Source organism: Alkalimonas sp. (assembly GCF_020831925.1).
Classification (GTDB): domain Bacteria; phylum Pseudomonadota; class Gammaproteobacteria; order Enterobacterales; family Alteromonadaceae; genus Alkalimonas.
In genome coordinates, this window is sequence record NZ_JAFIFQ010000013.1 from 1 (window position 1) to 26370 (window position 26370).

Genomic DNA, 26370 nt, shown 5'->3' on the forward strand with positions numbered 1-26370 from the left:
GATGCTGACGGATCTCATCCGCCAATAACTCCTCCACACCTTTGGAGGTTAATGCCCAAAATTCCAGCATGCTTTGACTGCCATGAAAAAAATCGATGGCTAGTATATCAGAAGCGAAACCCGAAGACGCGCCCCTGGGGGTGAATCTTTGTTACCTTTACCACGGCTTTTACCAGCAGATGCCGAATAAAGCAGCAAACGATTGCCATCGATTGAATTGGTACTTGCGTCCTTACCAAAAACCCCCTATCATTCGCCCCGCAATGACGGACGCGGGATGGAGCAGCCTGGTAGCTCGTCGGGCTCATAACCCGAAGGTCGTCGGTTCAAATCCGGCTCCCGCAACCAATTGTGACTAAGTTATTCCAAAGGTCATCAATTAACGTCTTGCAAATCAAACTATTATCTTTACTGCTCAAGGGTAATATACGGACGCGGGATGGAGCAGCCTGGTAGCTCGTCGGGCTCATAACCCGAAGGTCGTCGGTTCAAATCCGGCTCCCGCAACCAACAATTGACCAGCTTAGTGCTGGTTTTTTTGTATCGGTTATTCGCCCTCGGGCTCCTCTTTACAACCGCGGGGCGAAGGTCGCAAATCCGGCTCGGCAACCAACATCGTAACCAGCCTGGTGCTAGTTTTTTTGTGCCTCGAATTCGGCAACCCGACGATTGCCGGTTCGCGCCTGCAAATATCATATTTTTGTCGTACCTGTTTACTGTACTTCCTTCGGCACTTCATTACACTGACTCCATCATAAGCTCACTACACGTGAAATAAATGACTTTAATATGACGCCTATGTCTCCAGCTGGTTTTGTTGCTTTTCTACTGATATGGTTGTTTTGTGCAAGCAGCTATGGTCAATCCTTGATTGTCATGTATCATGAGCGCCCTCCTTATATCAGCTATCAACATGGTCAAATCCGGCTATTCCTATGGCGATCATCTGGATTCGGCTATACGCAATTTAGCACCTCGCACCATCAGTACCACGCAGGAAAACCTGGTCATGCTGCAAATGCTGCAAGCCGGACGCGTCGATTACCTGTTGATCGCTCCAGAGGAGGCTGAGTTCGCTATTTCGGAAGCGGGTTTAAACCGACAAGATTTTTTGCTGCACTCGTTACAGAATATGCCCTTAGGCGAACAGCGCTTCCTAATCTTCAGCCAACAAGTTGCACCAGAAGTAATTGAGCATATCAACCAGCGTTTGCGGTTCTATCATCAACGGGTATCCGCACTTTAAGCCTGCGGTATCCATATACTCAGTTATAGGCAGGCCCTAATTAGAGTAGTCGGTGTTGTTCAACAGGCACTGGGATAAACGCCCTTGCCCCCAGTTCTCGAGCCAGCTGGCGTAGCTCCGCGGTGTGTTTTACCGGTTGGTAGGCAAAACAGCTGACCTGAAGCCCGGCCTCGGCCGCACTGTGAATAAACTGGCACACATCACTAAAACTACCCGCTTTGGGTTGCACCAGCTGTTGGTAGGCCGGCGGATTGGCGACGGGTAAATACACCTCCAGCTGCTCCACGCCTAGCTGGTTTAGCTGCTCACACAATGCCGCGGCGCTTGCTGGTGGTACCAAACCATACGTCACCAAAGTGATAGGCACGCCATGGCGCCTGGCTTTTAAAACAGGTAGCACCTCAGCCAATAGCTCCATGGCAAGCAGCGGATCGCCCTGCCCGGCAAAGGCAATGCCTTTAAGCTCAAACTCGGTACCGGCGGCATGTTCGTACTGATGCTGATAGGCAAACTCGATGGCATCCAACAGCTGCGCGGTACTGGGCTCTGCCAGCAGCTGCTCCGCCAGATTTTGCTGCTCGGCAAGCTCCAGCAGCGAGCGTGCTGCGGGGAGAGCGGTGCCTGTTTGCAGGGTTAACCTGCCCTGCTGCAAATAGCTTAGTCCGGTGACCAACATAGTAATAACTGTTCCCTGCAATGATACATTCTGTGCATTACCATACTGCCTTTTGCCAGTGCTGAACAGCGATTTACCCAGCGAGCTATCGGATACGAGAGCGGCTGATAGTCTTTATAATAGCTCAAGGTTTTATTGGCCAATTGCCAAAAGCAGCCAGCCGGCAAATGCCGGCTGGTTGTTGGTTTTATCTGCCTTTGGCTTGCCCAAAGGGGGGTGATTGCTGCCAGAGGTAGATGAAGGATCAGCTTTCATCCGGGAGGGCAGCAGCAATCACCCTTACGCTCATCAGAACACAGCACGCACGCTCAGCGCATACCGACGATCGGTCGTGAAGTTTAGCGCATCGGTGCGCACCCCTTCCTGGTTCATCTGGTACTGGGTACGGATCTCGCTACGCAGCAGGTTGCTGCCTTCGATACCGATTTTCCAGTTGTCATTGATGCTGTAGTACAGGCTGGCATCCATCATACCGGTCGATTTGGCAAAAGCCGGTACATACTCTTCCGACTCTCGCAGGGTAAGCAGGTACTCCGAGCGCCAGGTATAGGCCAGGCGGAAAGAGATAGCCTCGTACTCGTACATGCCCACAATATTCAGGTTGCGATCCGAGTATCCTTGCAATGGCAAACCACTGAACACCCGGAAGGTATTGCGGTTGTCAGCAATGCGGTTACCTGCTTCGTCAAAGCCGAGCGTGCCATCCGAGATTTCATTCGGATCTTCCAAACCGCTCTGATCGATGTAGGTAAAGTTTACCTGCAAGCCTAAGCCACTCCAGGCACCTGGCAGCATGTCGTAAAACTGCGAGTACGACAGTTCTACACCGCGAATGGTGCCGGAGCCAGTATTGGCAGGGCCATAAGCAGACACATTGTAGTTTTCACCTTCAAACTCCAGCGGTAGCTCGAACGAGCGGCTGCGAATGATGTTGTCCAGCCGCTTATGGAACAAGGCTACAGCCATATAACCTGCCGGAGCAAAGTACCATTCGGTCGACAGGTCCAGATTAATAGAGCTTTCTGGCTTCAGGTACGGGTTGCCGGCAAGCGCGGTGACCGCGATATTATCCAGCCCCACCACCGGGTTGTTTTCCTCGTCGTAATCCATACCTGGCGTTTGCAAACGGCGATCGTAATCCAGATCCAGCAAGCTGATGTTGCGGGTATCCAGCAGGCTTGGGTAATACAGCCCTTTGGAAGCACCAAAACGCACCACCACATCGTCGGTCACGCCAACATTAAAGTTCAGACTAGGCAACAAGGTGGTGTAGTCGGTCCCTTTGACCGTGCTAAGCTGCGACTGTCCCCCTGCCAAATTGTAGTAGCGCAGGTATTCCGGCTGCTGCATCACGGTATTAAGCGAGGTACCCGCCTCGCCGCGCCGTGCTTCTATCGGCTGCACAAAAGCACCGGTGGACTGAAGTTTGTAGTTCACATAGCGCAGACCAAGGTTCCCCTTAACCGGCATCGTCAAATCAATGAAATCAAAATCACCGCGTACATAGAGCTCGGTGCGCTTTTCATTGGATGAACTGATGTTATGGGCCGCAAAAGGGCCATCCACCCGGCCGGGTTTGTCGGTGTAGGGCACATAGGTTCCGGTACAAACGCCATTGTTGGCCGCACTTAAAGTGGCATTGTGCCAACCTTGCTGACAGCCCTGGCGCAGAGACTCGGCATAATTACGTACCAGGTCCATCCGCGGGAACAGGAAGTTATTCACATGGCCCTGCAACACATTGCCATGGTAGAAATTGGAGAAATCGACCCGCTCAAACAGCTCAGGGCGATTGACCGCGGCAGCGGCATTACGATCGGCCTGGATCCACGGCGTACCGATGGCAGACCAACCTTCGTAGGCGGTATCGCGTACCGTCAGATCTTTATCCGAATAGTAGAAGCCAGTTCTCACCGCGGTGAACAGACCATCCAGCTCGTAGGTCAGATCAAACTTAAAGCTATCGGCTCGAGCGCTGTTGTGCTCTTCTTGCTCCATACCACTGCCCAGAAAGACATTGGGTACCGGGCCATCCCAATCAGCATTAGGCGACCAGCCTGCAGTCATGATGTTGTCGCTTAAAAACTCCACCGTTGGGCGTGAACCGCGCATATCCAGGAAATACGGTGATACCACATGCACATGGTTGCCGCGGGTTTGGCCAGACATGCTGTAGTTATGCACTATTTTCTCTGAATCAATGTGCTGATAATCAAACACCATGCTCAGGCGATCGGTTGGCCGGTACACCAGGTTGAACGAAGTATCCTGCACCGTATTTTCGTTGTAGTTCCAGCGGCTACGATAAAAGAATGGCGTTTCCGGGCTTACACCGAGCGCAATGCCCGAGGTGACAAAACCGTTGTTAGTGGTCAGCGGGTAGCCATTGGCGGCATCGTCCCGCCAGTTTTGCGATGAGCCCATAAAACTGCGAAAACCTTGCGCGGCCTGGCCAATTTGGCGTTCATTCCACTCCAGCGAGGCTCTGGAGTTGATGTGTTCTAAGGTGGCCACCAGGGTGTTGTCGGTATTGGCCCATTGCAACGACGAGGTAAAGCCGGTGCGTTTACGATCATTGTCGGCGGTGCTCATATGAATGGCGACTGGCACATGCCAAACACTGCCTGCTGGCTGGCCAGGTAAAGCAGGGCCATCAACCGGAGAGTCCGGATCAACACCGGTAATACCACCCCACTGGTCCAGCGTTGGTACGAAAGAGTCGCCCCGTGAGTGAAAGTTGCCTAAACCAATACCATCACCACGGGTTTTAAATTCGGACTGCGAGGCCGCAATCAGAAAACCAAAACGGCCCGCATTGGTTTCCCAGCTATCCGAGAACAGCGCCGATACCGACGGTGTCCATTCTTTACGGTAATCGCCATAGTTGGCCTTCACATTCACAGCAAGCAAGCGCTGGTCGGTATCAAATGGCTTTCGGGTCACCAGATTGACCGTGCCGGCAATGCCACCGGAAATTAAATCAGCCGTCTGATTTTTAACCACTTCGACCGAGCCGAGCAGCTCGGCCGGAAAGTCCTCATAACTTAAGCCACCCCATGGGTTGGCACTGAACGCATCCCGACCATTCACTTCGGAACGCACCCGATCAAGGCCGCGAACTAAGACCCCGGTGCCTTCATCGGCATAATGCTTGGGATCGTCCGACGAGGCAAAACGCTCTATGGTGACCCCTGGAACTCGCTGCAAAGCTTCGGTGACTGATTTATCCGGCAGAGCCCCGATGTCGGATGCGGTAATCACATCTTTTACGGTATCAGCAAAGCGCTTCAGGTTCTGAGCACTCAGTAAACTTCCTCGGATACCCCTGACTTCGATCACTTCAACCTGCTCGTCGGCCGCCTCATCAATGACATCGCTGTCATTTCCAGCCAAGGCAATTACAGGCTGAAGCCCAAAAATTGCAGCCGAAACGGCTAACGTTAACTTGTTACCATTAAATTTTGTTCCAGGCATGGCGTTACTCTCTTCTCTTTATTGTCTCGTTGTCTACACCGAGTACAGGCCGACGCAGGCCTTTCGATGTTCTATACTGATTGCGTTGATCAGCCCTGCTTGCTAACTGCTATATACCCAAGCTCATTGTTACTTTGTACCATGAAGAGCAAAAAGTAAACAGTTATTTTTGCTTTTTTATGCGATAACTTCTATGAGCCCTATCCAAAGCACTTGAAAGCCAGCACTTTTAATGTTACCAAGTAACAAAGACACTTCAGAAATGAGATCCAAGATGCGATGTAAACTCCTAGGCCTGATTATCCTGTCGCTGCTACTGGCACCTGTCTACCCACTGTCCGCTCAGGCTTGCCAGCACAGCGCTTGTCTAATGCCATACCCGCAGCAGCTTGAGTGGTTAGACAGTGCCCCCCTGCCATTCCCTGAAAAATTAAACTGGACCTTTCCAGAGCAGCATAGCGCCATGGTGCAACCGGCTTTAAAACGCATGCTTGGACGTTTGCAACAAACGAACCCACAGCTGAACTTTGCTGCAGATGCCCCCGCCTTTATTCATATCACCATTGCCGACCAGCAGCCATTTTTCTGGCCACAATTGCACCAGGACGAGTCCTACCAGCTTAGAGTTGATGGCAGCGGCATTCAACTGAGTGCAAACACGCACCTTGGCATACTGCACGGCCTGGAAACCCTGTTGCAACTGGCAGCAATGGACAATACCGTACCGGCGGTGCTGATCAAGGATAGCCCACGCTTTGCCTGGCGCGGCTTGCTACTCGATCCGGCCCGCCACTTTTTGCCGGCCGAGACCATCAAGCGCCAACTGGATGCGATGGCGGCGGCCAAATTGAATGTGCTGCACTGGCATTTAACCGATGATCAGGGCTGGCGGTTGGAGTCCAAGCGTTTTCCGAAGTTGCATCAGGTGGCTGGCACCGATGGTTACTACACTCAGGATGAAATCCGCAGTATCGTGCATTACGCTGCCAGGCGTGGCATTCGGGTAGTACCGGAAATTGATGTACCCGGTCATACCACCGCTTTAGGCGCTGCTTATCCGGAGTTGATGGCGATGCCTGGCCCAGCGACGCCCGAAACACATTGGGGCATCCACCCGGCCGTGCTGGATCCAACCAATGACGAGGTTTTTGTATTTCTGCAGCAATTGCTGGAAGAAGTCACCAGCCTTTTTCCGGATGCTTATCTGCACATTGGTGGTGATGAGGTCTTGCCTGATCATTGGCAACAAAATCCGGCGATACGTGCATTCAAGCAGCAACATGGCTTAACGGATCATCTGGCACTGCAAAGCTGGTTCAATCAACGGTTACTTTCTATCTTGACCGCGTTGGATCGCCGAATGATTGGCTGGGATGAGATTTTAACCCCCGACTTGCCAGCATCCAGCCTGGTGCAATCCTGGCGTGGGCTGGACTCTGTGGTCGAAGCTGCTCAAGCCGGACATGATGTGATTCTTTCTACCGGCTACTACCTGGATCAACCACAGTTCGCCAGTTTTCATTACCGCATCGACCCACTGCCTAAACCCAGCCCGGAAATCCCTGACAGCTATCAGGCCTGGTCTGGTTGGCAGTTTGACATACCTCGGTTACGTGGTGCTCCGATTCGTGGTGAGCTCTACCTGGTGTTTCTGGACAACCATGAAGTCCAGGGCTTTATCGACTTTGCTGGCCGAAGCAGACAACAGCTGCAGCAACTGGAACTGGAAGCCAATCGTTTACGCTTTCAGTTGGATACCTGGATGGGGCCAATACAGGCGCAGTGGTCACTTGGCACGGACCTAACCGGTGAACTGGTAGTTGGCAATGCGCCCTATGCAGTGCATGGCAGTCAATTGGCCTGGTACAACAGCAGTCAGCCGTTACCAACAGGCTTAGCCCGGCCAACGCTAAGCAAGCAAGAAGCCGACAGAGTGCTGGGGGGGGAAATCGCACTCTGGGGGGAGTTGGTCAATGCCGATGTGATTGATCGTCGGCTGTGGCCTCAGGCCCTGGTGGTAGCAGAGCGGCTCTGGTCTGCGGCTGAACTTACCGATGAAGACTTCCTCTATCAACGCCTGGCAGAGCTGGAACCCTGGCTTGAGCACTCACTTGGCTTACAACATCGACAGCAGCAGGATAGAGGGCTGACCAAGTTGGTGCAACCTAATGGCATGACAGCGATGCACCAATTCATGGTTGGCCTTGAGCCGGCGCACTACTACCACCGGCTGCATGAGCGCTCGGTACGCCAGCAGTACCATAATCAGGCGCCACTGGACCGACTGGTGGATTTTCTACCATCAGAACACCATCAGCTGCGCCAGCTCGAGCAGTTACTGAGCCGTTGGCAGCACGATAACAGCACCTCCCTTGAGCCACTAGAGCAGCAGTTTCGTCTCTGGCAACAGCTGCCCGACACCTTGTTGCCTTACTTAACCAATACGGCTCATGCCAAAGAGCTGAAGCCCGTGATCACACAGCTCAGCGCCCTGGCATCCCTGGGGCTTGAGCTGCTACAACAGCCATCGCCTCATCCACAGCAGTTGGACGCAGCCCGCCAGCTCTGGCAGGAAAGTCGCGCTATCCAGGCTGAGTTAGTACTGGCAGCGCATCGGCTGATCCGACCGTTGCTCAAACAATCATCCAGCACGGTCTGGGTAGCCGCCAACACCTTTACCGATGGCATTGAAGGACCGGCCTTTGGGCCGGATCAGCACTTGTATCTGGTTAATTATCAACAGCAAGGCAGCATTGGCCGGGTCGATCCACAAGGCCAAACCAGCTTAGAGTTGCATTTACCAGAGGGGAGTATTGGCAATGGCATCCGCTTTGGCGCGGATGGTAGCCGGATGTTTATCGCGGACTATAGCCGCAACCGGATCTGGCAATATCAGATGGACAGCCAGCAATTAACTGAATTGGTGCATCAACCAGCCATGCATCAACCCAATGATCTGGCTTTACTACCGCCAGATACATTGTTTGCCAGCGATCCCGACTGGTCGTCAGCTACCGGTCAATTGTGGCGCATTACAGCCGATGGCCACAGCCAGTTGCTGGAAGCCAATATGGGCACCACCAATGGCATTGAGGTGTCTGACGATCAGCAGTTTTTGTTTGTCAACGAGAGTGTCCAGCGGCGTATTTGGCGTTACCGAATTAAACAACAAGAACTGACCGACAAGACCTTGATTGCCGCCTTTTCCTCCGCCGGGCTGGATGGTATGCGCATGGTGCAACCAGGCGTGCTGGCGGTAACCCGTTTTGGCAATGGCAGTGTTATTTTGCTAAATACCGATGGGCAATTGCTGGCTGAGCTGCCACTTAAGCACCGGAACCCAACCAACCTAGCTGCTCGCTCGGATCAGTTGTACATCACGCTGCAAGATTGTGGCTGCATCGAGCGACTCACCTTACCAAGCCCGGAACCCGCTTACTAAGCGCAATCTGGCTTGCTCTCATCTGCTGTTAGATGAGGTTGCTCTACAATAGGCCAGATAGCCCGTGTCAGCTTCTGGTAGTTGTTCTGCTTTGGATCGCTTGGGTACGGCGCTTTTGCGTCCAGATACAACACCCTGGCAGCGATAGCAGCAAAGCCCTGATAGAAATGGTTGGTGGACTTAACCACCAGCCCATGGCATTGCTCGGGTACAATGCCGACCGCGCGGAACAAACTGGGATCAAACGACTGACAACGATTCGAGTTTAAAATCACATCAATGCCATCAAACTGTATCCAGGCACAAGCGCCCATCGGTACTTTGCTACCCGCAAACTCTTGCCAGGCAGAGGCCCGCAGTGCTTTGATTTCAATAATTTTGTCCACTGGCTCACCGGCGGTGGCGCAGCTTTTGCCGCCAAACCGAAGCGGTATCACCGCGCCTTCCCCAGCAGCAAAACACAGCTGCACCGCCATTGGATCCCAGATGGTGCCAAAGGCCACTCCTGTCAGCTGCTGCCGTATCACTTCATGCAGAATCAGAGTACCGTCACCGGCAACGCCGCCGCCCGGATTATCCCAGACATCAGCCAGCACCACTGGTCCATGCGCGCTTGCTCGTAGCTCAGCAACCCCCTGCTCTACCGATAGCATGTCAGGCATGCTTTGGCCACGCAGGGCAAACAGTTCCATACCAAGCTGCGCAGCCAGTTGCTGGCTCAGCTTTGGCTGATTGTCGGTGATCACCAACAACTGGGTGCCCATCTCCGGCACATCGCCGGCCATAAAACCATGGATCACCGAAATAGAAAGCACACCCGGCTGCTGCTCGAGCTGGCGGATCCTGCCAAGAAATGACTTCATCGGCTCGTTGCTGGTCGGGAGCACATCAATCATCCGGCAATCAAAGCTTGCCATGCACGGGGTGATTTGGTGCCGAACAGTTGCCAGTGTCAGTTGTACCAGCTCACGGGCCCGGTCCATAAAATCCAGATGAGGGAACTCTTTAAATGCAATCAACAGATCAGCCATGGCGACCCTTTGTTTGGTTAAATGGCTGTGCGGGTCCAATTCAGCGGCTATCACGGCATCAGGCCCGGTCAGAGCCCGCACCCGGCTTAATAAATCACCCTCACAATCATCGTACCCCTGTGCCACCATAGCCCCATGCAAACCGAGCACCACCGCATCCACCGGCAAAGCAGCTTTCAGTTGCTGCAAGATTTCATCGCGCAGAAACTCGTAAGTCGCACGATTCACCAGGCCGCCAGGCTCAGCCCAGCTGCAGCTGCCTTCAATAAGGGTAATGTCCTGTTCGCGGGCCAGTTCCCGGCAAGCAATTAAAGGGGCGCTGCACAAAGTCGGGGTATCGGGATGCTCACCTGGGGCCGCGTAAAAGCTGCTTTTAAAGCTGGTCAGATCGGTGAACATCGGCGAAAACGTATTGGTTTCGGTGGCCAGCGAAGCGGTAAAAATACGCATCATACAGAGCTCTCTCCCCGACTGTCAGCAGCCGATAAGCTGTTATTCTTAAGGTGTGTACCATCGGATTCAGCAACAAAGTTGCCTTGCTGTAAAAAGCGTTGCCGCTCCTGTCGTAACCGGCGCATGCTGGTCAAAGGCGTAATGACTTGATGTTGATAGCGCAAACTAACCAGCACGGCCCCCAGCATGGCCCCGGCAAAAGCAGGCAGCACTGGATTGCCCCAAAACCTAAGCCAATCCGGTTGCAACAAGATACTCACTGAGATGGTCATGGCCAGCAGCACCGCCGCCAAAGCACCCTGCCAGCGAAACCCCGGCCAGAAGCGCCCCAGCAAGGCAGTAACGGCCAGGCCAGACATCACGGTTGCGATTAAAGAGGTGATGTAACGAATGATGTCATTGGACATCAGTGCCATTGCCAAGGCGAGCAGTGCGACCAGCACTAAGGAGACCCGGCTGAGCAATAACAGGCGCTGCTTGCTGAACCCTGCCGGATAACACTGCTGCACCATATCGCGGATCAGAATACTTACCCCGGCAATGGCATCCGAGCTGGCAGAGGATAAGGTGGCGGACACCCCAGCCAACAGCACCACCATCGCAACCACAGCCGGTAATACCGTGACCGCCACCGTGGCAAACGCAAATTGATGATCGGCCAAATCCGGAGCCGTCTGACGGGCAGCAATGCCAATCATGGCAGGCAAAGCGGCAAAAGCCAGATAAAGTAAACCGGCTAACGTGAAAGCGCGTCGCACCGTGCTGACGGAGCGGGCAGAATAAATGCGTTGCCGAAACGAAGGGGTTGCCAGCACTCCCAGCGCAATCACCACCGCCAGCGAGATGGCGGGGATCAGGCCAATATGGCTAAGCGCCTGCCAGCCCGTCTGCGAAGCCGGCACTTGCTGTGTAAGCGCAACAATACCACCGGCCTGCACACTGATCAAAACCGCCATCAGCACAAAACCGATAAACAAAATAATGGCCATGATGGAGTCTGTCCACACCACAGCCGCATAACCACCAATCACAATGTAGACGGTAAAGGCAGCGGCAATCACCAGTTTAGCAAGATCTAAATCCAGGCCCGTGGCCCAGGATAAATACAAAGCTCCACCTATCAGATGGGCTCCCAACCAACCGAGCGAGGCAATGAAAATCAACAAGGCAAATAGCAAGCGCATTTTAGGCTGAGCACCGACATAAAAGGACAGCTCTTCACTCATGGTCATAAAACCGTAGCGGCGCACCGGGGCAAATAACCAGGCAGCCAGCAAAATCCCGCAGGCTCCGCCGATACCATACAACATGCCGGCCCAGCTGTTGGTGTAAGCAAAGCCTACCGCTCCCATGCTGGTCCCTGTACCGATCATGGTCGCGACCGTGGTACCCAGGCTAAGCCGGGTTGATACATTGCGACCAGCCAGTAAAAAGTCCTCCCCGCTTTTCTGACGGCGGCTTAACCAGAGACTCAGGCCAATCAAGGCCGTGATATAAAGGCTAAACAGCAAGTAGAATGCGGTGATGTTCATTTATCTTTTCTCCAGCCGCACAATGACATCGCTGTCATTTGTCAGCCATATATTCAGGGTTGAAGCAGGTCAGATCAACTTCTACTTTACAGTCAACCACTAAATCGGCGACCGCACAAATCCGGGCTGGTGGCGCATCGGCAAAGTAGTCGGCAAACACCTTGTTGAACGAGCTAAAGTAACGCGCATCGGTCAAAAACACCTTCACATGCACAATATGCTCTTTTTCAAAGCCTGCCTGGTGCATAATAGCCAGACAATTTTCAATCGCCAGCCTGGACTGCTCGACAATCCCCCCCTCCACCACTTCGCCATGGCGCATCGGTGTCTGGCCGGAGATATAGAGCCAGCCTCCCGCGGCCACCGCCTTGGCAAAAGGCAATGCCTGACCGCCGGTGCCGGTATTGCCTTCAGTGCCATATCGAATAATTGCCATGGTGTTCTCCTATTAGTCTCCAAGCGGTTGACGCTCATCCCCGCCGCGGTGGCTATCGAGTGATAGCTTCACCCGCCGCAACTTATCGCGGGAGCGACGTTTATTTTGCTTTGCCAATTCAGTAGCCAAAACATCGATCACCGCCAGCATGGCATAACGCGATGCGGACGGCTTGTAGATAAAATCCGTTTCCGGCGCCTGGATGGCCAGCAGCAAGTCTGACTCAGCAGCCAACAACGAGCCCGGCTTGGTAATGGCAATCACTTTGGCATCGTACTGGCGCGCAATAGCTGCGGCATCGATGATCTCCGGTGTATTACCGGTCAGTGAAATCACCACCACCACATCGTTTGGCTCGACCGCAGCGGCTACCATTCGGCAAAGCAAGCCATCCTGATAACTACTGACAGGAACGCCAAAACGGAACAACCGATTCTGCATCTCCAATGAACCAATGGATGAACCACCCCCCATCCCCAGGCACAGCACCATTCTGGCTTGCAGCAACCATTGCACCGCCTGGTGCACGTCGGGTTCTTTGAGCAGTTTACGGCTTAGATCCAAGGTATTTTTTATTGCCTCATACACGCCGTGGATCCCATCCAGATCCGGCGTTTCTTCAATAAAACGCTGGCCGACCGCCAAAGACTGCGCTAACTTTACTTTTAGCTGCCGCACATCTTTGCAATCGACACTGCGGGCGAAACGGGTCACTGTGGCCTGGCTGACCCCAGCCTCACGTGCCAAGCCTGCAATATTCAGCTCGGTCGCTGCCCGTACATCAGCCAGAATCAATTGAGCTACTTTTTGCTCAGAATCACTCAGTTCAACAAAACGCTCTGAAATCCGTGATAAAATATCAATCTCAAATGTCATACAGTAAAAAACTCAATCATAATTACAATTAAATCTACGTATTTCATAGATATTTAATGAGATACTTTGTACCATTGCGTTGAAAAAGTAAACAGCGAAGTCACAGAAATTTGTCAGAATCTTGGTGGGTTCGGCAAAATCCGGAGTTGTTATGAAACACAAAGCAGATTTTACGGCCAGCATCGAAACACAGCCTTGCCTGCTGCATGAAACCGTCCCCTTGCCTGCGGCTGTGATTAGAGCATCAGCACTGGTCAACAATATCCGCTGGATGCAAACCTTTGCCAATGCTGCCGATGTTGCCTTGGCGCCTCATGGCAAAACCAGCATGACACCGGCTATTTTCCGGCAGCAATTAGCTGCTGGTGCCTGGGGACTGACCGTTGCCACGCCCTATCAGGCAATGATTGCGGCACAGGCCGGTGCCAAACGCATCATCCTGGCCAATCAGTTGGTCGGCAAAGCCAATATGGCGGTGGTTGCGCAGCTGCTGCAGCAAGGCATTCAACTTTACGTCTGCGTTGATGACAGCCACAACGCCCAGCAATTATCGGCCTATTTCGATAAGCTCAAGCTGCAGCTCCCTTGCCTGGTTGAGCTCGGCACCGCAGCAGGTCGCTGTGGTTTACGCGATCTGGATAGCAGCCTGCAACTGGCCGATGTTATTTATCAGTTGAATGGACTCAGGCTGGCTGGTGTCGAGTTTTACGAAGGCATTGCTAAGGATGAGCCCAGTGTACGGCTCTGGATCCAGCAGGCAGCCAGGCTATGCCAACAGTTGCAGCAGCGCTATCTTACCGGGCAATCTGCTATTCTGACCGGTGCTGGCTCGGTTTGGTATGATGTGGTGGCCGCGGAGCTGCAAGCCTTTCGTGCAGACAACCGCATCGAAGTGGTTCTTCGGCCAGGCTGTTACATTACACACGATCATCAACTCTATGCCTGCGCGCAGCAACAGATCCAGCAGCGTAGTCAGCTGGCACAACAGGTACCAGGGGATTTACAGCCGGCACTGGAAGTAGCTGCTTATGTGCAGTCCTTGCCAGAGCCTGGCCTGGCAGTCCTTGGATTGGGAAAGCGCGACATTGCCTTTGATGCTGGTATGCCCAAGGTGCTGCAGCTCTATCGTGCTGGCAAAGCCTTACCCTTGGATTTAACTGGCTGTGAAAGCCGAAAAATCATGGATCAACACACCTTTTGGCATTATCCGCCGCAGCTTGAATTGCAGATAGGCGACATTGCGATCCTGGGTAGCTCGCATCCCTGCTTAACGTTTGATAAGTGGCGCAGTATCTGGCTGGTGGATGATACGTATCGGCTGCTAGAGGCGATGGAGACCTGTTTTTAGTGCGCTCCTGGCCGGCATGCTGACACCGGCAACTAAAGTACCGGTGCCATCAGATAAGCCGCTCGTGACAGGGCTCTGAAGAACAGCGACTTATTTTCGATTTCTTCCACCGTCATAATGCGGGAACGATCAAAGTCGCGCTGGAAAATCTGTTCCAACCGCTGATTCGGCTCTTCACCACCAATCAGTGCGGTGATTTCAAAGTTCAGCCGGAAGGAACGATTGTCCAGATTGACGGTACCAACACTGCTTACCTGATGATCGACCAGAAAGCTTTTGGAGTGCAGTACCCCATCCTGATAACGATGGATTTCGATGCCAAGTTCAATCAGCGGGGCTACAAACGCATAGGCTGCCAGATAAACCAGGTAGTTATCGGTCCGTTCAGGGATCAGAATGCGCACATCCACTCCTCGCAGTGCTGCCAGTTTCAGGGCTGATAGCACCCCTTCATCCGGCACAAAGTAAGGGCTGGAGATCCAAAAACGCTCCACAGCACTGTGGATCATATGCTGCATCATCAAACTAGCGGTTTCATGCCGGTCTGCCGGGCCAGAGGGCAGGATTAAAATGGGCAAGTCGCCCCGCTCGGCAACGACTGGCTCCCAGTTTAGTTCCGGGATCATGTCACTGGACCAATACCAATCTTCGACAAAAGACAGCTGCACACTCATCACGGCTGGCCCGGTAATTTTCAGGTGGGTATCCCTCCAATTGCCATATCGCAGGCTTTGTCCCAGGTATTCATCACCTATATTGGCACCACCCAGCCAGGCATGCTTACCGTCGGTAATGACAAGTTTGCGGTGATTGCGAAAATTAAGCTGAAAGCGATTGCCCGGCCCCTTGGTGGAGTGAAACGGACGAACCTGAACGCCTGCCCGCTCTAAATCACGCAGATAAGGTCTACCCAATCGATAACTGCCAATTTCATCATACAATAAAAAAACCGGCACCCCCTGTTCAGCTTTATCTATGAGCGCTCGTTTAAATTGCTGGCCAATATCGTCATTGCGAATGATGTAATACTGAGCCAACACATAGTCTTCAGCTTCACGAATGCCCGCGAAAATACTGTCAAACTTGTGCTGACCATCCAGCAGATACTCAATGGCGTTGCCGGTTAAAAATGGCATCTTAGCCAGATACTCAACCGCCTGCATATTGCCGCGAATACGACTATTTTGCAGTTGGAAGCGGTCGACGCTCGACATTTTCAGTTGATGTTTTAGCCAGAGATCCGAGTCGGTCTCACGGCGGGAAATCACATACCCCTGAAACTTGGGCCGGCCGAAAATCCAGTAGACTGGCACTGTGACATAAGGAAAGGTGTTCAGCGAAATAATCCAGGCAATGCTGCCTTGGGAGGTACGGGATGACATCAGAGCATCCAGTGAGGATAAAGCCCCCATCAGATGAAACATCAAAAGTATGGCGACTGCAGCACGTCGTCGTTTGCTCAGCGCCGGCACACCTGGAATGGCAGGTAGAGGCTTTCCCGCCAGCTGGCGGATCAAGGCTGAGATTTTTTTAAACATAACTGCGTATGAAGTGTCCTGCTGGGTTCAAGCGAAGCGCTACTATAGCAGCAAGCTGAGCTCAGCAGCAAGGCGAACGGCTGGTAACTAGGCAGATTTACGCAGCAGAGGTTGGATCGATGGTCGTAAACGTGAATTGAGCAAACGTAATACGGTACCAGCAGCAAGTTGCTTACCCGTTAAACTGGTAACGTCCGCCAGCAACATACACTCAGCACAGTCAGTATCGGTTTGTAAAATCAAGACCTTAACCAATTGCTGGCCAACCAACTCGGCAGTTTGAAAGGCATGCAACGGTTTGCTGTTGGCTATATCGGCAAAATACCAGCTCTTATGACCTTGAGGGCGCATAAAGTTAAGCGCGGCCACCGCGGTAAGAGCAAAGTACAACTGCTGCTCCTGGTTCAAGCCCGTATCTGTCAAAGTTTCCAACGCCAACCAGTAGTGTTCGGCATCATGCATGGTAAAGGCTTGAGCCGTCTTCGGCAAATGTAGCAGGTGTGCAGCAAAAGGAACTGGAAATGCCAGCTCAGCATTGATGTCCAGCACCAGCTGATTGCGCTCTGCGCAGTGGTACCAGCTCCAGCGTTCAGTTGGTGACAACATGGTGCATCCCTAAGCTGTTAGAATTATTGATCATTTGGTGCAAGTATAACAACTTATGATCAAAGTGAAATTCGAATTTCTTCTAACAAAAAAGGATCCGATCAGGATCCTTATAAGGCGGCAGGATCCATCACAAACTGTCGATGATCTCGGCAATTAAGCGCGGTCCACGATAGATAAATCCTGTATAACACTGCAGCAAATCAGCGCCAGCTGCCAGCTTGGCCTGAGCTGAGGCGCCATCTACAATGCCGCCTACCCCAATCAACGGGAAATCGGTGCCTACCGCCTGCCGTAACTGCTGCAACACCTGAGTGCTTTTTTGCTGTACCGGCAAACCACTTAAGCCTCCGGCTTCATCGGCATGCTTTAACCCCTGCACCATAGTGCGATCCAGGGTGGTATTGGTGGCAATCGCGCCATCCATCTTATTGCGCAACAAAGCCAGTGCAACTTGCTGCACTTCGGTTTCATCCATATCTGGCGCAATTTTAACAAAGATAGGCACGTACTTATCAAACTGAGCCTGCAGATCCAATTGCTCATTACGAACCGTCTGCAGCAAATCATCCAGCGCTTCACCATACTGCAGCTCACGCAGTCCCGGCGTATTGGGCGAGGAAATATTGACCGTAATGTAACTGGCATGGGCATAGACTTTACGCATGCAGTGCACATAGTCATCCTTGCCCTGCTCATTTGGAGTATCTTTATTCTTTCCAATATTGATGCCAAGCACGCCCTGGTACTGCGCTTTTTTCACATTTTCGACCAGGTAATCCACGCCTTTGTTGTTAAAGCCCATGCGATTGATAATCGCTTGAGCCTGCGGCAACCGAAAGATGCGTGGTTTATCATTGCCGGCCTGAGGGCGCGGGGTCACAGTACCCACTTCAATAAAACCAAATCCCATCTGCCCAAAAGCATCAATGCAGTCGGCGTTTTTGTCCAGTCCAGCGGCCAGACCTATCGGATTATCAAAGGCAATACCAGCAACAGTGACAGGTTTGCTCGGTAATTGCTGGCGCCAGGCCATCGCCAATGGCGTATGTGCCAGCCGCTTCAGGCTGCCAAGGGCAAAGTTATGCGACCACTCGGCATCGCAGGCAAACATTAAGCTTCTGGCAAAGGGGTAGAACATGACAAGGCTCCGCATCGTTTGTCAGCAAAAGAAACCCCGGTTGCCTTGGTAGTGTTACCAGCAGGACCGGGGTTATCTGGATTAACCTATCGGGTATTTTACCCTGTTGGTTTAGGATTTAACAGGTTCACAGTGATGGCTTAGCAACATCAACTCACGCAAAGCAACAGAGAATTTTGCAAACTCATGGCTCTTAGTGGTTTTAAACTCAGCCAACATCATGCGCCAGCGCTCCAGCAACGCATCGTGCTCGTTAAGCCAGCTTTCAATCACGGACTCGGCATCGCAGGCTCCGCCACAACTACGAACCACCACAGCTGCCAGCGAGCGTTGTTGCCAATCCAGCTCTTCGCGGTAACTCGCGCGCGCCAGTGCCTGCCAGTGGTTTGCCACCGGTTGCTGGGTAATCTGTTCCAGGAACCAGTGCAGATCCAGCCGATCTCCCAACTTGAAGTAGATTTCAGCTGTCAGCGGTACTGATGTTTGTTCCGCATCCGCCACCTGAGCAATATCCATCACCGAGAATACGGTGCTCAGGTAAGCCAGGTAGCGAGCAGTATCTGTCGGGATACCTTTATCCTGATAGGTTTTAAACTGCTTATCCAGCTCGGCCATTTCTTTTTCTGCCATAAAGCGTGGCAGGTTGTCCGACACTTCTTTAAAGGCCGGCTTAAAGAACGTCAGGGTCTGCTGAATATCCAGCGCCTTGTTACGGTGACGCAGGAACCAGCGGGTGGCCCGGCGCATGGTGCGGCGCAGCTGATGCAACAGCTTGGTCTGTAAACTGGCTGGAATTTTATTATCAAGAGCACGGAGCGCATCCCAGTGCGTGGATACATCAAGCAAATCACGCGCCATGGCATAGCAGAGCAACAACTCAGCGACGCTACTTCCGGTTTCCTCACTCATACGCTGGGCAAAGTTCGGCCCCATCTCATTAACCAGCTGATTAGCCAGCTTGGTGGCAATGATCTCGCCTTTCAGCGGGTGCTGCTCCATCTCGGCGCTGTACTTTTTCTGTAGGACCAATGGGAAAGCCGCAAACAACTCTTGCTTGAAGTAAGGGTTCTCATAAATCTCCGGCAGTACCAATTGCTCTTTCAGAACCATCTTGCCGTAGGCAGTCAGGATAGCAAGTTCAGGCCGGGTTAACCCCATACCACGCGCCATGCGATCGGATAGCTCGTCATCAGACGGCAGGAACTCCAGCTCGCGGTTCAGCTTGCCTTCTTTTTCCAGGGTATGGATAAAGCGGGTGTATTCTTTTAACTGATCGGCACCTAACAGACCTGAAATCGAGATGCTTTCGGTTTGCTGGTAACAATCTTCAATCACCAGACGTGCCACATCATCGGTCATATCGACCAGCAGCTTGTTGCGCTGTTTCAGGGTTAAGTCACCCGCAGCCACCAGAGCGTTCAACAGGATCTTGATGTTGACCTCGTTGTCCGAGCAATCCACTCCACCAACGTTGTCAATAAAGTCAGTGTTGATACGACCACCATGGGCAGCAAACTCAATCCGGCCACGCTGGGTTGCCCCCAGGTTTCCGCCTTCACCAAAGATCTTGGCTTTAAACTCACTGCCATTTAAGCGCAGTGCCTCGGTACCGCGATCACCCACTTCGGCATGGCTTTCATCGCTGGCTTTCATGTAAGTACCGATACCACCGTTCCAAATCAGATCGACCGGCATGGCAAGACAAGCGCGGATCAGTTCCGTTGGTGTCATAGTGGCTTTGCTGGTACCCAGCATTTTTTTCATCTGCGGCGTAAGCTTGATGGATTTGGCGCTGCGCAGGAAGACACCACCACCTTCTGAAATCAGGGATTTATCGTAGTCATCCCAGGTAGAAGAAGGCAGTTTAAACATACGGTCACGCTCTTGGTAAGAGCTGGCCGCATCCGGTGTCGGATCGATAAAGATGTGCATGTGGTTAAAAGCCGCCTGCAAGCGAATGTGCTTCGACAGCAGCATGCCATTACCAAACACATCCCCCGCCATATCACCGATGGCAACACAGGTGAAATCAGTGGTTTGACAATCGATGCCAATTTCGCGGAAATGGCGTTTTACCGACTCCCAGGCACCGCGCGCTGTGATACCCATACCTTTGTGATCGTAACCATTAGAGCCGCCAGAAGCGAACGCATCGCCCATCCAGAAGCCATACTCTTCCGAGATACCGTTGGAGATATCCGAGAAAGTCGCAGTGCCTTTGTCGGCTGCCACCACTAAATAGGGATCATCTTCATCCAACCGCACCACATCCTTCGGTGGTACGATATCACCTTTGACGATGTTGTCGGTGACATCCAGCAAACCACGGATAAAGGTACGGTAGCAGGCCTTACCTTCATTGATGAACGCTTCACGGCCACCCGTTTCAGGCAGTTGCTTACAAACAAAGCCACCTTTGGCACCCACCGGCACAATCACAGTGTTCTTCACCTGCTGTGCTTTCACCAGGCCCAATACTTCGGTACGGAAATCTTCACGGCGATCAGACCAGCGTAAACCGCCACGGGCAACCTTACCAAAGCGCAAATGCACGCCTTCTACCCGCGGGGAGTAAACAAAAATCTCGAACGCTGGCACCGGTAATGGAATTTCCGGGATCAGATCCGGTTTAATCTTCATTGAGATGTACGGTTTCTCGTTACCAAGCGCATCCGGCTGGAAATAGTTGGTACGCAGCACCGCATGCACAATATCAACAAATCGGCGAATGATGCGATCGTCATCCAGGTTCGCCACATGCTCCAGCTGATCGGTAATTTGCTGTTCCAGCTTCTCAATCGCTTTGGCTGTTACCTTGGTTGCCGGCGAGAACTTGTTGTTAAAGAGTTCCACAATCAACCGCGCCAACTGAGGATAACGGCTAAAGGTGCTCTCAATGTAACTCTGACTAAAAGTACCGCCGATTTGGCGTTTGTACTTGGCAATAGCCCGCAGCAAAGCTGCTTCACGGCCAGATAAGCCAGCAGCCAGGATCAGGCGGTTAAAGCCATCGTCCTCCAGAGCACCAGCCCACACTTTGGCAAAGGAGCTTTGGAAGTCTTGCTGAGCCTGCTCAAACTCATTCAGCAGTTCACAGTTCAGCTCCATGGTGAAATTCAGGATCCAGCTGACGGAGCCATCCGGAGTTCGCACCGGATAGGGTGTTTCACCGATGACCCGCAAGCCAAAGTTTTCCAGCATTGGCAGCACATCAGACAAATGAATAGGCTTGTCTTTGTGGAATAGATTTAGCCGTACTGCCTTGCTGTTGGTTTTTTCTTCCTGTGGCTGATAGAACAACATCTCTAAGGTGTGTTCTTCATTCAGCGATTCCAGTTTGCCAATATCGACCAGAGCATCGTTTGGCAACATTTCTTCTTTGTAGCCGCGCGGGAAAGCATTGACGTATTTGCGAGCCAGCTCACGGCCTTTGGCTTCGCCATAGACGCCAACCAGCGCCGACTCCAGCTTGTCTTCCCAGGTGCGGGCGGCTTCAATCAGATTGCGTTCGATTTCTTTCACATTCAACTCGACATGACTATCGTTGATACGAATGATGTAGTGGGTACGGGCCAGCACCGACTCGGAGAAGAAGGTGGTGAACTCAACCGGCTCATCAGTTTTCAAGAACTGCTGGAAGATGTGCTGCGTTTCTTTACGCAACTGAGTGTTGTAACGCTCCCGCGGTACATACACCATGGCAGACACAAAACGACCAAAGGTATCTTTACGCATAAAGACCCGGGTCATATCCCGTTCCTGCATTTGCAGCACGCCGGTTGCCACATCCAGTAAATCAGCTGGGCTAGCCTGGATCAGCTCATCCCTGGGATAGGTCTCCAGAATATTCAGCATGGCTTTGTAAGCATGGGTACCCGGGGTAAACTCGGACATCGCCATCACCTGGGCCAGTTTGGACTTCAACAGTGGAATATCACCAGCGCTGTTGTTGTACAAGGTGGCTGAATACAAACCGATAAAGCGATGTTCACCCGTCACTTCGCCTTTGTCGTTAAACTGCTTGACACCGACATAGTCGATGTAAGCCGGCCGATGGACCCGTGACTTATGATTGGTTTTGGTAAGGATCAGCAAAGCGTCATCCAGCGCCTGATGACGGGCATTCTCTGGCAGTTCGGATAACATCAGATCTTTCGCATCAGCACGGCGCATTAAACCAAGCGCCGTATTGGCCACGCCTTCAATGCGGTAATCCCCTTTCACTGGCTTTATCTTGTACTCGCGATAGCCGAGGAAAGTGAAGTTGTCTTTTACCAGCCAGTTCAGGAACTCAATGTGTTCTTTGCGCTCTTTGCTCAGCTCTTTACCGGCAAGTGTGGTCGGCAGCTCGCTGATCACCGTTTTGAGCTTTTCACGGACGATCTGCCAGTCTTGCACCGACAGAGTGACATCTTCCATCACCGAGTGTAGCTCTGCGGTTAAATTATCAATGGCAGCTTTATCGGTCTGACGATCAATCTCGATATGAAACACCGTCTGTCGGGTATCGGCTTTGCTTTTGGCACCTAGTTTATCAAAGTCTTCGATGACACCCTGCTCTGTACGTTTTGCTTGCAATGGCATATGCACAAAGAAATGGGCAGAGATATTCTGCCTGCTTAGCGCCATCCGCACCGAGTCCACCAAAAATGGCATATCGTGTACCACAATTTCGACAATGGTGTGCTTAGACTCCCAGCCATGACGGCTGATCTCTGGGTTAAACACCCGAATCACCGCACCATCCTGATGGTGATTGTTAAAGGTTTTCCATAGACTTAAAGCGGCTCCATAGAGATCGCTGTCATTGCGGCCAATTAAGTCTTCAGCAGCGATGCTGCCGTAAAGAATCGAGGCAAACTTTTCGACCAGAGCTGGCTGCTCTTTCACTTTCTGTTGAATGAGTTTTTTTACGTTTTGTAGTAGTACAGAGGGTTGACCATCTATCAGTGCCATTTTCATATCCTTTCTTGACGTCATGACGCTAAGGGCATGATTCAACGTCGCACCATTGCGCGCGTTAGCTGCGAAGTGTAGTCACTATTGTAGCCATTTTCGAGCTTTATTTCAGTGTTTTAGACTGGTGCAACCAGTGATTTCAAGTGCTGATGACAATTTATGCAATTCCCATAAATAGAAAATGGCCTTTCGGCCATTTTCATGTTTAGTCATGCATAAAGTTTTTTTGCATTATTTATTCTTTGGCCAGAAAAATGCCGCCAATGCTGGTAGAACCAAAATAGCCCCCAGCATATTGACCAGGAACATAAAGGTCAGCAGGATCCCCATATCGACCTGGAACTTCAGCGCCGAGAAGACCCAGGTACTGACACCAATGGCCAAGGTAATCCCCGTAAAGAGCACGGCACTGCCCCGCTCTTTCAGCGCTTCATAATAGGCTTCACGCATTGGTACCCGATCTTTGAGCATCTGGCTCATACTGGAGACAATGTAGATGCCGTAATCCACCCCGATACCGACACCCAGTGCAATCACCGGCAAGGTTGATACCGTCAGACCAATCTGTAGCAAGGTCATCAAGGCCATCGCCATGGTCGACACTACAAAGAGTGGCACCACCACTGCCGCTGTCGCCCTGGCAGAGCGGAAGCTGAGCAAACACAGAATAATCACAGCACCGTACACATAGAACATCATCGGCCGCTGAGCAGCAGAGACCGCTTCATTGGTCGCTGCCATTACCCCGGCAGGGCCTGATGCCAGCAAAAAGCGGGTGTCCTCATCGCCAAGCTCCGAGCCATAATCTTTCGCTGCCTGTACCACCCGGGCCAGGGTTTCCGCTTTATGATCTTCCAGGAATAAGATCACCGGCATCACCGAACAATCCCGGTTCAGTAAACCGCTGCTGGTTTCAACCTGCGCCGATGCCTGCACCAGGCTTTGGGTGGTTCGTGGCAACACACGCCATTTGACATTGCCTTCGTTGTAACCGGCATTGATGGTTTTCGCCACCGAAGACAGCGATACGGCAGATTGCACACCCGGCACATTCAACATTAACCACTGGAAGTGATCGATGCGCGCCATAATATCGTGGTGAGTACAAGCATTTGGAATGGTTTCAACCATCACATTGATGTAATCCACAGAAATGGCAAAACGATCGGTAATCAGGAAAGTATCCTGATTGTAACGCGAGTGCTCATGCAGCGCAGGCGCTCCAGCGTGCAAGTCGCCAATTTTTAAATGTTGGCTCTGAATCATGGCTGCAATAAATAGCAAAGCTGTGATCAGCAGCACCACGGCAGCCACCGGTTTGGTAGCAACAGCAGAGAGCTTGTACCAAATCCGATCAGCCGTTGGATTACCCGCTGCTGCCCGCTGCTGATAAGCCTTGCTGAAACGTACGTACGACATCAGCACCGGCAACAGAATCAGGTTGGTCAGAATAATCACTGCCACACCCAGACTGGCGGTAATGGCCAACTCACGGATCACGCCAATTTCAATGATCAATAAGGTTAGAAAGCCTACCGTATCAGACAGCAGCGCCACACCACCTGGCACCAAGAGTTTACGGAAGCTGGCCTGAGCTGCGGTTTTCGCATCCAGCCCCGATGCCACCCGTTTACCGGTCGAGTTGATCATCTGCACGCCATGGCTCACACCAATGGCAAATACCAGGAATGGCACCAGAATGGACATCGGATCGATACCAAAACCAATCACCGACAACAAGCCCATTTGCCATATCACCGCTATCAGCGAACAGGCAATCGGCAACACCGTGAGCATTAACGATCGCGAGAAAAAGAACACCATCAACGAAGTGATGGCAATGGCAATGGCAAAGAACACCAAGACACCTTTGGCGCCATCAGCGACATCCCCCACCATTTTTGCGAAGCCAATGATATGCACACTGATGTCATCACTTTCAAACTGACCACGGATTTGCTCTTCCAAAGTGGCGGCAAAAGCAATGGTATCCAACCGCTCGTTGGTGGATGGGTCAATCTCCAGCAACTGAGCATTGATCATGGCACAGCTGAAATCATCCGCCACCATGCGTCCCACAATACCGGCTTTCTCGACATTTTCACGAACTCTGGCCAGGCCGCGCTGATCGGGGACAAAGTCAGCCGGAATCACCGGGCCACCAGCAAAACCATCTTCCACCACCTCGACAAAGCGGGTGCTGGGACTAAACAATGAGCGAACCTGAACCCTATTTACACCCGGAATGTAATACAGCTGGTCGTGGGCTTGCCTTAGCGTTTCAAAAAATCCGGCATTAAAAATATTGCCACTGGCATCACACATCGACACCAGAATGTTATTAGCGCCACCAAAATCTTGCTCATGCTGCATGTAGGTTTTCATGTATTCATGCTTGAGCGGTATATTCTTACTAAAGCCTGCATCCAGCTGGATCTGAGTTGCTTTAAACAACAGAAAACACGTTGCCAGGGCAAACACAGCCAACACCGCAATACGATGGCGGAACAAGGCGTACTCAAATTTATTAACGAATCGATTTAAACTCATGGCTTATTCTGGCTTCTGTTGCACTAACTGACGGATCCCAAGCTCGGTAGCCAGAATCATCTGCTGTTGATAAGGTACCGCATTGACGATAGCACGGCCTTCGGCTTCTGTGCGGAAGGTAAAGTTCTGCCCCTGATCGGTGCTAACCGCCCAAAGGCCTGCGTTACCGGTTAAATAAATGGCTTCAGGCCGGACAATCACACTGTTGATGGTGGCTTGCGACGCCAGCACCATTTCCTGCCAGCTTTCGCCCTCATCTTCAGACAAAAACACATGGCCACGCAGACCAACGGCCAGCCAATGACCTTCAGCCGTGACCGCTACATCGAACAAGGACCCGTGGTAGAAAGGTTCTAATAACTCCCAGTGCTGACCAAAATCATCACTGATGGCAAAAAAACCAGCCTCGCCAACCATCATCAATTGGTCGCCAGCCACATAAACCCGATTAAAGTGCGGCAAAATAGCCGTCAGTTCGATGGCATAAAGCTCTGGATCATCCTCTTTTAATTCCAGCAGGTAATCCTGCTCTTCTTCGTCCAGCAACTCCAGATGAAATTCAGCCTGCCAGTTAGCACCACCATCGCGGGTGCGATACATCATGCCGTAAGCGCCTACCGCAATACCGTGCTCGGTGTTTTCAAACACCACATCCAGCAGTGGCTTATCCAGCTCGGGTAAAAACTGCTGCAACTGCCAACTGATACCACCGTCCTGGCTGTGCAAAATGCTGGCATCGTGCCCTACCGCCCAGCCATAATTTGCATCGACAAAATAAACAGCGTTCAGGTTGGCACGCACAGGCACTTCGGCTTGTTGCCAGTGAGAACCATTGTCACTCCACAAAATATGACCGCGCTCACCAACGGCTATCAGGCGGTTAGAAGGCAGCACCGTAATATCGGTTAACAGCGATTGTGTCGCCAGAGGCGCAATCACAGCAGGCTTTGGCTCCGGCTGTTCTATGGCTGAAGCTACCGGGATGGCGAGCAATAAAATGCCAATCATGCTGGGGATACTGCAGGCAAATTTCATCTGAATTCGTCTCGGTTAGATTGCAAA

The 26370-nt window shown here is 52.1% G+C and carries 15 protein-coding genes and 2 tRNA genes; 5 read left to right on the forward strand and 12 right to left on the reverse strand.

The window, feature by feature from the left end; all coding sequences use genetic code 11:
• Positions 1-271 precede the first annotated feature (271 nt).
• The 3 genes from JJU14_RS06005 (at position 272) to JJU14_RS06015 (ending at position 1246) form a co-directional block, all read left to right on the forward strand.
• Positions 272-348, forward strand: a tRNA-Met gene (locus tag JJU14_RS06005).
• An 85-nt stretch (positions 349-433) separates the two neighbouring features.
• Positions 434-510: transfer RNA gene (locus JJU14_RS06010), tRNA-Met, on the forward strand.
• Positions 511-883: 373 nt separating this feature from the next.
• The gene (locus JJU14_RS06015) at positions 884-1246 is read left to right on the forward strand and encodes a hypothetical protein (RefSeq protein ID WP_228611691.1); all 363 of its coding nucleotides are present in this window, start codon (positions 884-886) and stop codon (positions 1244-1246) included.
• A gap of 40 nt (positions 1247-1286) precedes the next feature.
• Here the strand turns inward: JJU14_RS06015 and JJU14_RS06020 are convergent, their stop codons facing one another.
• Positions 1287-1922, reverse strand: a complete 636-nt coding sequence (locus JJU14_RS06020; protein WP_228611692.1) for a hydrolase TatD — start codon at positions 1920-1922, stop codon at positions 1287-1289.
• A 288-nt stretch (positions 1923-2210) separates the two neighbouring features.
• The gene (locus JJU14_RS06025) at positions 2211-5396 is read right to left on the reverse strand and encodes a TonB-dependent receptor (protein WP_228611693.1); all 3186 of its coding nucleotides are present in this window, start codon (positions 5394-5396) and stop codon (positions 2211-2213) included.
• Between the two features lie 274 nt (positions 5397-5670).
• On the opposite strand from JJU14_RS06025, the gene JJU14_RS06030 reads away from it, so the two are divergent.
• Positions 5671-8838, forward strand: a complete 3168-nt coding sequence (locus JJU14_RS06030; protein ID WP_228611694.1) for a family 20 glycosylhydrolase — start codon at positions 5671-5673, stop codon at positions 8836-8838.
• Here the strand turns inward: JJU14_RS06030 and JJU14_RS06035 are convergent.
• From JJU14_RS06035 to JJU14_RS06050, 4 genes are read right to left on the reverse strand one after another with little or no spacing between them, the layout of a single operon-like run.
• Positions 8835-10319 carry a M81 family metallopeptidase gene (locus tag JJU14_RS06035; RefSeq protein ID WP_228611730.1) on the reverse strand — a complete coding sequence of 495 codons (1485 nt, stop codon included), beginning with the start codon at positions 10317-10319 and terminating at the stop codon, positions 8835-8837. The two genes, JJU14_RS06030 and JJU14_RS06035, sit on opposite strands and share 4 nt — an antisense overlap.
• A complete protein-coding gene (locus tag JJU14_RS06040) occupies positions 10319-11854 on the reverse strand; it encodes a sodium:solute symporter family protein (protein ID WP_228611695.1) in 1536 nt (511 codons plus the stop codon). The genes JJU14_RS06035 and JJU14_RS06040 overlap by 1 nt, the downstream gene beginning before the upstream one ends.
• A 34-nt stretch (positions 11855-11888) precedes the next feature.
• The gene (locus JJU14_RS06045; protein ID WP_228611696.1) at positions 11889-12290 is read right to left on the reverse strand and encodes a RidA family protein; all 402 of its coding nucleotides are present in this window, start codon (positions 12288-12290) and stop codon (positions 11889-11891) included.
• A 12-nt stretch (positions 12291-12302) separates the two neighbouring features.
• Positions 12303-13166 carry an SIS domain-containing protein gene (locus JJU14_RS06050; RefSeq protein ID WP_228611697.1) on the reverse strand — a complete coding sequence of 288 codons (864 nt, stop codon included), beginning with the start codon at positions 13164-13166 and terminating at the stop codon, positions 12303-12305.
• 151 nt (positions 13167-13317) lie between these two features.
• Here JJU14_RS06050 and JJU14_RS06055 point away from each other — a divergent pair, with 151 nt between their 5' ends.
• Positions 13318-14514 (forward strand): alanine racemase, encoded by a 1197-nt coding sequence (locus tag JJU14_RS06055; protein ID WP_228611698.1) that lies wholly within the window; start codon positions 13318-13320, stop codon positions 14512-14514.
• Between the two features lie 32 nt (positions 14515-14546).
• Here the strand turns inward: JJU14_RS06055 and cls are convergent, their stop codons facing one another.
• From cls to JJU14_RS06085, 6 genes are all read right to left on the reverse strand, one after another.
• Complete coding sequence (gene cls / locus JJU14_RS06060; RefSeq protein ID WP_228611699.1) at positions 14547-16052, reverse strand: cardiolipin synthase; 1506 nt, start codon at positions 16050-16052, stop codon at positions 14547-14549.
• Positions 16053-16139: 87 nt separating this feature from the next.
• Entirely contained in the window at positions 16140-16658 is a 519-nt protein-coding gene (locus tag JJU14_RS06065; protein WP_228611700.1) for a cell division protein ZapC domain-containing protein, read from the reverse strand.
• Between the two features lie 130 nt (positions 16659-16788).
• Complete coding sequence (gene pyrD, locus JJU14_RS06070) at positions 16789-17799, reverse strand: quinone-dependent dihydroorotate dehydrogenase (protein ID WP_228611701.1); 1011 nt, start codon at positions 17797-17799, stop codon at positions 16789-16791.
• Between the two features lie 111 nt (positions 17800-17910).
• On the reverse strand, positions 17911-22755 hold the full coding sequence (locus tag JJU14_RS06075) for an NAD-glutamate dehydrogenase (RefSeq protein WP_228611702.1): 4845 nt from the start codon (positions 22753-22755) through the stop codon (positions 17911-17913).
• A gap of 234 nt (positions 22756-22989) precedes the next feature.
• A complete protein-coding gene (locus JJU14_RS06080; protein WP_228611703.1) occupies positions 22990-25308 on the reverse strand; it encodes an MMPL family transporter in 2319 nt (772 codons plus the stop codon).
• Positions 25309-25311: 3 nt separating this feature from the next.
• On the reverse strand, positions 25312-26343 hold the full coding sequence (locus JJU14_RS06085) for a YCF48-related protein (protein WP_228611704.1): 1032 nt from the start codon (positions 26341-26343) through the stop codon (positions 25312-25314).
• Between the last annotated feature and the right edge of the window lie 27 nt (positions 26344-26370).

Coding starts and splice junctions, on each gene's coding strand:
- JJU14_RS06065 (WP_228611700.1), bottom strand. CDS start 16,658: ATGTTGTCACCAACTGAACGCTGGAGCTGGTACCACTGCGCAGAGCGC.
- pyrD (WP_228611701.1), bottom strand. CDS start 17,799: ATGTTCTACCCCTTTGCCAGAAGCTTAATGTTTGCCTGCGATGCCGAG.
- JJU14_RS06055 (WP_228611698.1), top strand. CDS start 13,318: ATGAAACACAAAGCAGATTTTACGGCCAGCATCGAAACACAGCCTTGC.
- JJU14_RS06080 (WP_228611703.1), bottom strand. CDS start 25,308: ATGAGTTTAAATCGATTCGTTAATAAATTTGAGTACGCCTTGTTCCGC.
- JJU14_RS06045 (WP_228611696.1), bottom strand. CDS start 12,290: ATGGCAATTATTCGATATGGCACTGAAGGCAATACCGGCACCGGCGGT.
- cls (WP_228611699.1), bottom strand. CDS start 16,052: ATGTTTAAAAAAATCTCAGCCTTGATCCGCCAGCTGGCGGGAAAGCCT.
- JJU14_RS06075 (WP_228611702.1), bottom strand. CDS start 22,755: ATGGCACTGATAGATGGTCAACCCTCTGTACTACTACAAAACGTAAAA.
- JJU14_RS06015 (WP_228611691.1), top strand. CDS start 884: ATGAGCGCCCTCCTTATATCAGCTATCAACATGGTCAAATCCGGCTAT.
- JJU14_RS06020 (WP_228611692.1), bottom strand. CDS start 1,922: ATGTTGGTCACCGGACTAAGCTATTTGCAGCAGGGCAGGTTAACCCTG.
- JJU14_RS06050 (WP_228611697.1), bottom strand. CDS start 13,166: ATGACATTTGAGATTGATATTTTATCACGGATTTCAGAGCGTTTTGTT.
- JJU14_RS06025 (WP_228611693.1), bottom strand. CDS start 5,396: ATGCCTGGAACAAAATTTAATGGTAACAAGTTAACGTTAGCCGTTTCG.
- JJU14_RS06030 (WP_228611694.1), top strand. CDS start 5,671: ATGCGATGTAAACTCCTAGGCCTGATTATCCTGTCGCTGCTACTGGCA.
- JJU14_RS06085 (WP_228611704.1), bottom strand. CDS start 26,343: ATGAAATTTGCCTGCAGTATCCCCAGCATGATTGGCATTTTATTGCTC.
- JJU14_RS06035 (WP_228611730.1), bottom strand. CDS start 10,319: ATGCGTATTTTTACCGCTTCGCTGGCCACCGAAACCAATACGTTTTCG.
- JJU14_RS06040 (WP_228611695.1), bottom strand. CDS start 11,854: ATGAACATCACCGCATTCTACTTGCTGTTTAGCCTTTATATCACGGCC.